The organism is Streptomyces sp. NPDC087787 (genome assembly GCF_044743035.1).
Classification (GTDB): domain Bacteria; phylum Actinomycetota; class Actinomycetes; order Streptomycetales; family Streptomycetaceae; genus Streptomyces.
Genome location: NZ_JBIUVQ010000054.1, coordinates 1 through 4533, shown reverse-complemented (window position 1 = coordinate 4533; position 4533 = coordinate 1). Strand labels below are relative to the sequence as shown.

Annotated in this window: 2 protein-coding genes; both read left to right on the top strand. The window is 72.1% G+C overall.

Going from position 1 to position 4533, the window contains the following annotated elements; genetic code table 11:
* The coding region (locus tag ACIOWN_RS34380; RefSeq protein WP_362358026.1) for a type I polyketide synthase at positions 1-3868 on the top strand (3868 nt) is incomplete at its 5' end.
* A 12-nt stretch (positions 3869-3880) separates the two neighbouring features.
* Positions 3881-4533, top strand: a 653-nt coding sequence (locus ACIOWN_RS34375; protein WP_401984463.1) for a beta-ketoacyl synthase N-terminal-like domain-containing protein, incomplete at its 3' end; no start/stop codon positions are given.

Genomic DNA, 4533 nt, shown 5'->3' with positions numbered 1-4533 from the left:
CCACCCCCGCCGAGCCGCCGTCTCCTCCTTCGGCGTCAGCGGAACCAACGCCCACATCATCCTCGAACAAGCCCCCGAACAACCCCACCAACCCGTCGTGGCCGGTGCGGAACTGCCGCTCGTCCCATGGGTACTGTCCGGGAAGACATCGCAAGCCCTGCGCGCCCAGGCGGATCGCTTGCTGTCCGCTGTGGACGCATCGGCGTTCAGCCCCACGGACGTCGGTTTCTCGCTCGCTACCACGCGGGCCGGGCTGGAGCACCGCGCGGTCGTCATGGCCGCCGACCGGGACAGCGCCCTGGCCGGGACACGGGCGGTCGCCGACGGAACGGCGGCGGCGAACGTCGTGTCCGGCACGGTCACCGGGGGCCGGCTCGCGATCTTGTTCACCGGTCAGGGCAGCCAGCGCCTCGGCATGGGGCGTGAACTGTACGAACGCTTCCCGGCGTACGCCAGGGCGTTCGACGAGGTGTGCGCTGAACTGGACGCGCATCTGGGGCGCTCGCTGCGCGAGGTGGTGTTCGAGGACACGGAGCTGCTCGACCGGACCGGGTTCACCCAGCCGGCCCTGTTCGCCGTGGAGGTCGCGCTCTACCGGCTCGTCGAATCGTGCGGTGTCCAGCCGGATTTCGTAGCCGGGCATTCCATCGGTGAATGCGCCGCAGCACACGTGGCGGGTGTTCTCTCCCTGGGCGATGCCGCCCGTCTGGTGGCGTCGCGTGGGGCGTTGATGCAGGCGCTTCCCTCCGGCGGCGCGATGGCCGCGGTGCGCGCAACCGAGGAAGAGGTGCTGCCGCTGCTCACCGACGGGGTCGGCGTCGCCGCGGTCAACGGACCGGAGTCGATCGTCGTATCGGGCGACGAGGCCGAGACCCTGGCCGTCGCGGCCCGCCTGGAGGAGTCGGGGCACAAGACGAGGCGGCTGAGGGTCTCGCACGCGTTCCACTCCCCGCTGATGGACGGCATGGTGGCGGACTTCCGCGCCACGGTCGAGGAGCTGTCCTTCGCGCGGCCGTCGATCTCTGTCGTCTCGACGTCGACCGGTGCGCTCGACGACCTCACGGACCCCGAGTACTGGGTCGAGCATGTGCGCAGGCCCGTGCGCTTCATGGACGCCGTCCGTGAGCTGCGTGCCCAGGGTGTCACCACATTCCTCGAGCTGGGACCGGCCGGTGTGCTCACCGCGATGGGGCAGGAGTGCGTCGACGGCGCGGTCTTCGTGCCCGCGCTGCGCGGTGACCAGCCGGAGCCGGAGGCCCTGCTGACCGCGGTGGCGCGACTGCATGTGCGCGGCGTCCCGGTCGGGTGGTCCCGGCTGTTCGAGGCAGGCCGTCGGGTGGATCTGCCGACGTATCCGTTCCAGCACCAGCGGTTCTGGCTGGAGAAACGCGCGGCGGGGTCCCCGATGCTCGACACGGTGCTGTCGCTCGCGGACGACGGGGGCGTCGTGTGCGAGGGACGGTTGTCCGTGGACGCGCAGCCCTGGCTGGCCGACCACGTGGTGGCGGGATCGGTCCTGGTGCCCGGCACGGCCTTCGTCGAGATGGTGGTCCGTGCGGGCGGCGAGGTCGGCTGCCCGGTCGTGGACGAGCTCGTGATCGAGTCTCCGTTGCCGTTGCCGGAGCGCGGTGCGGTGCGGATCCAGGTCGTCGTGGGCGCACCAGACGCCGCGGGCCGTCGCACTGTCGCCGTGCACTCGTGCACCGACGAGGTGTGGACGCGGCATGCCACCGGCCGGCTTGCCGAGCAGCCGGACCGGCCGGCGTTCGATCTCTCCGTGTGGCCGCCCGAGAAGGCCGATCCGGTGGACCTCGGGGACTTCTACGGTGACCGCGCGGCGGCGGGTTACGAGTACGGGCCGGTGTTCCAGGGCCTGCGAGCCGTGTGGCGGCGCGGTGACGAGACGTTCGCCGAGGCGGAGCTGGACGGCGAGGCGGACGGTTTCGGTCTGCACCCGGCGCTCTTCGACGCCGCGCTGCACGCCACGACGGGCGACGAGCCGCGGCTGCCGTTCACCTGGAACTCCGTGGCGCTGTACGCTTCCGGCGCTACGCGGCTGCGCGTGCGGGTGACTCCGGCCGGCGCGGACGGTGTCACGCTGGAGCTCGCCGACGGCACCGGCAGGCCCGTCGCGTCGGTGGGCTCGCTGATCTCGCGTCCGATGGAGGGCAGTTACCGGAACTCGTTGTTCCGTATCGACTGGGTGCCCGCGCAGGAACCGGGACCCGAGGCACCGCTGCCGCCGGACGCGGCCGTCCTGGACCTGCGCGGCGCGGGCGGCCCACCCGGCCCGAACGAGGTGCGTGACCTCATCAGCCGCGCGCTCGCCGCCCTGGCCGGACCGGAGCCTCTGGTTGTGGTGACCAGGGCGGCGCAGACCCCCGCCACTGCGGCCGTGCGGGCGCTGATCCGCTCCGCGCAGTCCGAGGACCCCGGCCGGATCGTGCTGGTGGAGGCGGACGAGTGCGACGCGTCCGCGCTGGCCCGGGCTGTGTCGACCGGCGAGCCCGAGGTGGCGATGCGCGACGGCGTGGTCATGGTGCCGCGACTGGCCCGCGCCACCGCGGCACCCGGCCGTCTCGACCCGGACGGGACGGTGCTCGTCACCGGCGGAACGGGGGCGCTCGGCAGGGTGGTGAGCCGCCATCTCGTCGCCGCACACGGTGTACGGCGTCTCGTGCTGGCGAGCCGCCGCGGCGCCGCCGCTGACGGCGCCGCGCAGCTGCGGACTGAGCTGGCCGGGCTGGGAGCCGACGTGCGCGTCGTGGCCTGTGATGTCGCGGACCGCGACGCGCTCGCCGCACTCGTGGCCAGTGTCGAAGACTCCCTGACAGCCGTCGTCCACACGGCGGGCATGCTGGACGACGGCGTGCTCTCCGCGCTGACGCCGGAGCGCGTCGACGCGGTGCTGCGGCCGAAGTCCGACGCAGCATGGCATCTGCACGAACTGACCGCCCATCTCGACCTGGACGCGTTCGTCCTGTTCTCGTCGATCGCCGGGATCTTCGGAGGGGCGGGCCAGGCGAACTACGCGGCCGCCAACGGGTTCCTGGACGGCCTCGCCGCACTGCGCCGTTCACATGGCCTGCCCGCGGTCTCGCTGGCGTGGGGCCTGTGGGCACAGGACGGCGGCATGGCCGGAAAACTGGGCGAGGCCGATTTGAACCGGGTGGCGCGCAGCGGCGTGCTCTCCCTTTCCGAGGCCGAGGGCATGGCGCTGTTCGACGCGGCGCTCGCCGCGGAGCAGGCGGTGCTCGTGCCAGTCAGGCTGGACCTCACCTCGACCACCCCGCACCCTCTGCTGCGCAGCCTCGTGCGCCCGGTACGGGCCACCGCCCGGCGTCCCGTCGCGGTGACTTCGGCGGTGACCGCGGAGTCGCTCACCGAGCGGCTCGCCCGGTTGTCCGAGGACGACCGGCGGGCGGCGCTGCTCGACCTGGTGCGGGAGAACGCCGCGCTCGTGCTCAGCCACGCCGATGCCACGACGGTCGCGCCGGACCAGGCGTTCCGCGACCTCGGGTTCGACTCGCTCACCGCGGTGGAGCTGCGCAACCGGCTCACCGAGGCGACCGGCTTACGCCTGCCCGCGACGCTCGTGTTCGACCACCCGACGGCGCTCGCAACCGCCAGGCACCTCGACGTGGAGCTGTCGGGAACGGCCGCCGAGCCGCGAGAGGCCGAGTTTCGGCGGTTGCTGGCGACGGTCCCGATCGCGCGCTTCGCACAGGCCGGCGTACTGGACACCTTGCTGCAGTTGGCAGGTCCGGCGGCCGGATCCGGACCGGAGCAGCGGGACGCGTCAGACCTCATCGCGTCGATGGATGCCGACGACCTGGTCGAGCGCGCACTGCGCAACGCCGAGAACTGATCGGAGAGGACGATCATGACCGTATCCAACGACAAGCTGGTCGAAGCCCTGCGCGCCTCGCTGCTGGAGAACGAACGGCTGCAGCAGGAGAACCAGAGGCTGACGACGGCTGCCACGGAGCCTGTGGCGATCGTGGCGATGGCCTGCCGGCTGCCCGGAGGGGTGGCGACGCCGGAAGACCTGTGGCGGTTGGTGGAGGGCGGGGCCGACGCGATCTCCCCGTTCCCGGACGATCGCGGATGGGATCCGGACGTCGTCTCCACGGACCCGGACCAGGCGGGCAAGACCTACGTCGGCCAGGGCGGGTTCCTGCAGCACGCCGGTGAGTTCGACGCGGCGTTCTTCGGGATCTCGCACCGCGAGGCTCTCGCCATGGACCCGCAGCAGCGGCTGCTGCTGGAGACCGCCTGGGAGGTACTGGAGCGAGCGGGCATCGACCCGGTCTCCTTGCGGGGCAGTGACACCGGCGTGTTCTGCGGCTCGATGTACCACGACTACGCCACGAACCTGACGACCGTGCCCAAGGGCGTCGACACCTTCCTCGGGATCGGCAACTCGAGCAGTGTCCTTTCCGGGCGGGTGTCCTACACGCTCGGTCTGGAGGGCCCCGCGATCACGGTCGACACGGCCTGTTCGTCATCGCTGGTGGCGCTGCACCTCGCGGC